Below are 5,189 nucleotides of genomic sequence, written 5' to 3'. Positions count from 1 at the left end.
GTTAGTCCGGCGGTGTCCTACTCTCCCACAACCCTTCGGTTGCAGTACCATCGGCGCTGTCAGGCTTAGCTTCCGGGTTCGGAATGGGACCGGGCGTTTCCCTGACGCTATGACCACCGAAACACTGTGAAACAACCACTCCCACCACCATTGTGCTGGTGGGTTGTGTGGTGTTTCAGAGCTGTAGAGTGGATGCGTAACATCTTTGTGGGCAAGTCCTCGGCCTATTAGTACCAGTCAACTCGATAACACATTACTGTGCTTCCATTTCTGGCCTATCAACCCAATGGTCTGTTGGGGGCCTTAACCCACATGGGGTGGGATACCTCATCTTGGAACAGGCTTCCCGCTTAGATGCCTTCAGCGGTTATCCCTTCCGAACGTGGCCAACCAGCCATGCCACTGGCGTGACAACTGGCATACCAGAGGTTCGTCCGTCCCGGTCCTCTCGTACTAGGGACAGCCTTCCTCAAGTATCCTACGCGCGCGGCGGATAGGGACCGAACTGTCTCACGACGTTCTAAACCCAGCTCGCGTGCCGCTTTAATGGGCGAACAGCCCAACCCTTGGGACCTACTCCGGCCCCAGGATGCGACGAGCCGACATCGAGGTGCCAAACCATGCCGTCGATATGGACTCTTGGGCAAGATCAGCCTGTTATCCCCGGGGTACCTTTTATCCGTTGAGCGACACCCCTTCCACCAGGTGGTGCCGGATCACTAGTCCCGACTTTCGTCCCTGCTCGACATGTCTGTCTCACAGTCAAGCTCCCTTGTGCACTTGCACTCAACACCTGATTGCCAACCAGGCTGAGGGAACCTTTGGGCGCCTCCGTTACTCTTTAGGAGGCAACCGCCCCAGTTAAACTACCCATCAGGCACTGTCCCTGAACCAGATCATGGTCCGAGGTTCAGATTCCCAATCCGACCAGAGTGGTATTTCAACAACGACTCCACCAACACTAGCGTGCCAGCTTCACAGTCTCCCACCTATCCTACACAAGCCGAACCGAAAACCAATACCAAACTATAGTAAAGGTCCCGGGGTCTTTCCGTCCTGCCGCGCGTAACGAGCATCTTTACTCGTAGTGCAATTTCGCCGGGCCTGTGGTTGAGACAGCCGGAAAGTCGTTACGCCATTCGTGCAGGTCGGAACTTACCCGACAAGGAATTTCGCTACCTTAGGATGGTTATAGTTACCACCGCCGTTTACTGGCGCTTAAATTCTCAGCTTCACCCCCGAAAGGGTTAACCGGTCCTCTTAACGTTCCAGCACCGGGCAGGCGTCAGTCCATATACATCGTCTTGCGACTTCGCATGGACCTGTGTTTTTAGTAAACAGTCGCTTTCCGCTGGTCTCTGCGGCCACGATTCCCTAGTCCGCAAGGGACTTCAAGAACCCTGGCCCCCCTTCTCCCGAAGTTACGGGGGCATTTTGCCGAGTTCCTTAACCACAGTTCACCCGATCGCCTTAGTATTCTCTACCTGACCACCTGTGTTGGTTTGGGGTACGGGCCGTGCACGCACTCGCTAGAGGCTTTTCTCGGCAGCATAGGATCACTCTACTTCACCTCAATCGGCTACGCATCACGTCTCAGCCTTAATGAAACACGGATTTACCTATGCTTCGGCCTACACGCTTACACCAGTACTACCACTCACTGGCGGAGCTACCTTCCTGCGTCACCCCATCACTCGACTACTACGGAATCAGATCCCACGCTCCACAACCAACCTCCACCCCGAAGGGATTCAGCCGGCGCTTCGGGTGGTTAGTATCAACCGCCTCATCCTGGGCGCACGTGCTCGGGTACGGGAATATCAACCCGTTATCCATCGACTACGCCTGTCGGCCTCGCCTTAGGTCCCGACTTACCCTGGGCGGATTAGCCTGGCCCAGGAACCCTTGGTCATCCGGCGGCAGAGTTTCTCACTCTGCATTCGCTACTCATGCCTGCATTCTCACTCCCACACCCTCCACGACTGGCTTCCGCCGCCGCTTCCCTGGATGCAGGACGCTCCCCTACCCATCAACACGACTAGACGTTCCCGCAAGGAGAACGCCGATCTATATGTGTCAATGACACAGCTTCGGCGGTGTGCTTAAGCCCCGCTACATTGTCGGCGCAGGACCACTTGACCAGTGAGCTATTACGCACTCTTTCAAGGGTGGCTGCTTCTAAGCCAACCTCCTGGTTGTCTGGGCAATCCCACATCCTTTCCCACTGAGCACACACTTGGGGGCCTTAGCTGGTGTTCTGGGCTGTTTCCCTCTCGACGACGAAGCTTATCCCCCGCCGTCTCACTGCCACACTCTCACACCACGGTATTCGGAGTTTGGTTGATTTCGGTAACCCGGTAAGGCCCCTAGACCATCCAGTAGCTCTACCCCCGTGGTGAAACATGTGACGCTGCACCTAAATGCATTTCGGGGAGAACCAGCTATCACGGAGTTTGATTGGCCTTTCACCCCTACCCACAGCTCATCCCCTCAGTTTTCAACCTAAGTGGGTTCGGCCCTCCACGTCGTCTTACCGACGCTTCAGCCTGGCCATGGGTAGATCACTCCGCTTCGGGTCTAGACCACGCGACTCAGACGCCCTATTCAGACTCGCTTTCGCTACGGCTACCCCACACGGGTTAACCTCGCCACGCAGCACTAACTCGCAGGCTCATTCTTCAAAAGGCACGCCATCACCTCAACATCACAAGGATGTGCTCGGGCTCTGACGGCTTGTAGGCACACGGTTTCAGGTACTCTTTCACTCCCCTCCCGGGGTACTTTTCATCTTTCCCTCACGGTACTAGTCCGCTATCGGTCTTCAGGAAGTATTTAGGCTTACCGGGTGGTCCCGGCAGATTCACAGCAAATTCCACGAGCTCGCTGCTACTCGGGAACACCAAACAAACGATCCACAACATGTTTTCGCGTACGGGACTCTCACCCACTCCGGTCGCCCATCCCAAGGCGTTCCACTAACACACGTAATCGTTCCGAGGACTGTCAGATCCTCGACGCTGGGTCCCACAACACCACACACACAACGCCTGACAGCTTGACATGTGCATGGTTTAGCCTCTTCCGCTTTCGCTCGCCACTACTCACGGAATCACGGTTGTTTTCTCTTCCTACGGGTACTGAGATGTTTCACTTCCCCGCGTTCCCTCCACACACCCTATATATTCAGATGCGGGTAACACCACATAACTGGTGCTGGGTTTCCCCATTCGGAAATCCTCGGATCACAGCTCGGTTGACAGCTCCCCGAGGCATATCGCAGCCTCCCACGTCCTTCATCGGCTCCTGAAGCCAAGACATCCACCATGTGCCCTTAACAACTTGACCACAAAGATGCTCGCATCCACTCTACAGTTCTCAAACACCACACCAGAAACAAACGTCCCCGGGACTGTGTCCAGCCCCTCGGCGTGTTGCCTCAGGACCCAACAGCGTGCCAGCGAACAATTCTTCCGACCTCCCAGGAACACCCCCTCCACACTCCCCGAAGGAAGCAGTACTAGAGCGTCCCGGCAAAAGCCGGCCGAACCATAACCAGTAGTTCCACAATTCCTTGAGCAAGCCCGGCAACACCACATTCGGATGTTGAGCCGTGCCCACTCCACCACCGTTGGTCCGGGTATCCCGGCGGGGTGGATGTGTTGCTCCTTAGAAAGGAGGTGATCCAGCCGCACCTTCCGGTACGGCTACCTTGTTACGACTTCGTCCCAATCGCCAGTCCCACCTTCGACCACTCCCCCCCTTGCGGGTTGGGCCATGGGCTTCGGGTGTTACCGACTTTCATGACGTGACGGGCGGTGTGTACAAGGCCCGGGAACGTATTCACCGCAGCGTTGCTGATCTGCGATTACTAGCGACTCCGACTTCACGCAGTCGAGTTGCAGACTGCGATCCGAACTGAGACCGGCTTTAAGGGATTCGCTCCACCTCGCGGTATCGCAGCCCTCTGTACCAGCCATTGTAGCATGTGTGAAGCCCTGGACATAAGGGGCATGATGACTTGACGTCATCCCCACCTTCCTCCGAGTTGACCCCGGCAGTCTCCCACGAGTCCCCGCCATAACGCGCTGGCAACGTAGGATAAGGGTTGCGCTCGTTGCGGGACTTAACCCAACATCTCACGACACGAGCTGACGACAGCCATGCACCACCTGTACACCAACCACAAGGGAAGCCCTATCTCTAGGGATGTCTGGCGCATGTCAAGCCCAGGTAAGGTTCTTCGCGTTGCATCGAATTAATCCACATGCTCCGCCGCTTGTGCGGGCCCCCGTCAATTCCTTTGAGTTTTAGCCTTGCGGCCGTACTCCCCAGGCGGGGCGCTTAATGCGTTAGCTACGGCACGGACAACGTGGATGTCGCCCACACCTAGCGCCCAACGTTTACAGCGTGGACTACCAGGGTATCTAATCCTGTTCGCTCCCCACGCTTTCGCTCCTCAGCGTCAGTATCGGCCCAGAGACCCGCCTTCGCCACCGGTGTTCCTCCTGATATCTGCGCATTTCACCGCTACACCAGGAATTCCAGTCTCCCCTACCGAACTCAAGTCTGCCCGTATCGCCCGCACGCTCCACGTTAAGCGTGGAGTTTTCACGAACGACGCGACAAACCGCCTACGAGCTCTTTACGCCCAATAATTCCGGACAACGCTTGCACCCTACGTATTACCGCGGCTGCTGGCACGTAGTTAGCCGGTGCTTCTTATCCAGGTACCGTCACTTGCGCTTCGTCCCTGGCGAAAGAGGTTTACAACCCGAAGGCCGTCATCCCTCACGCGGCGTCGCTGCATCAGGCTTTCGCCCATTGTGCAATATTCCCCACTGCTGCCTCCCGTAGGAGTCTGGGCCGTGTCTCAGTCCCAGTGTGGCCGGTCACCCTCTCAGGCCGGCTACCCGTCGTCGCCTTGGTAGGCCATTACCCCACCAACAAGCTGATAGGCCGCGGGCTCATCCTGTACCGCCAGAACTTTCAACCAACCCCCATGCGAGGATCAGTGATATCCGGTATTAGACCCAGTTTCCCAGGCTTATCCCAAAGTACAGGGCAGATTGCCCACGTGTTACTCACCCGTTCGCCACTAATCCACCCGAAGGCTTCATCGTTCGACTTGCATGTGTTAAGCACGCCGCCAGCGTTCGTCCTGAGCCAGGATCAAACTCTCCAACAATGTC

General features: G+C 56.5%; 3 rRNA genes. All 3 read right to left on the bottom strand.

The annotated features are described in order from the left end of the window. Positions 1–4: 4 nt before the first annotated feature. The 3 genes from rrf to DL991_RS32860 all read right to left on the bottom strand — a co-directional run bounded on the left by rrf (position 5) and on the right by DL991_RS32860 (position 5,185). A 5S ribosomal RNA gene (rrf, locus tag DL991_RS32875) occupies positions 5–121 on the bottom strand. An 86-nt stretch (positions 122–207) separates the two neighbouring features. Further along, positions 208–3,345 (bottom strand): 23S ribosomal RNA (locus DL991_RS32870). A gap of 325 nt (positions 3,346–3,670) precedes the next feature. Continuing rightward, positions 3,671–5,185 (bottom strand): 16S ribosomal RNA (locus DL991_RS32860). Together the 16S, 23S and 5S rRNA genes form the textbook arrangement of a ribosomal RNA operon. Positions 5,186–5,189 lie beyond the last annotated feature (4 nt).

The organism is Amycolatopsis sp. WAC 01375 (genome assembly GCF_003947325.1).
GTDB lineage: Bacteria > Actinomycetota > Actinomycetes > Mycobacteriales > Pseudonocardiaceae > Amycolatopsis.
This window is presented reverse-complemented; position numbering and strand designations above follow the sequence as displayed.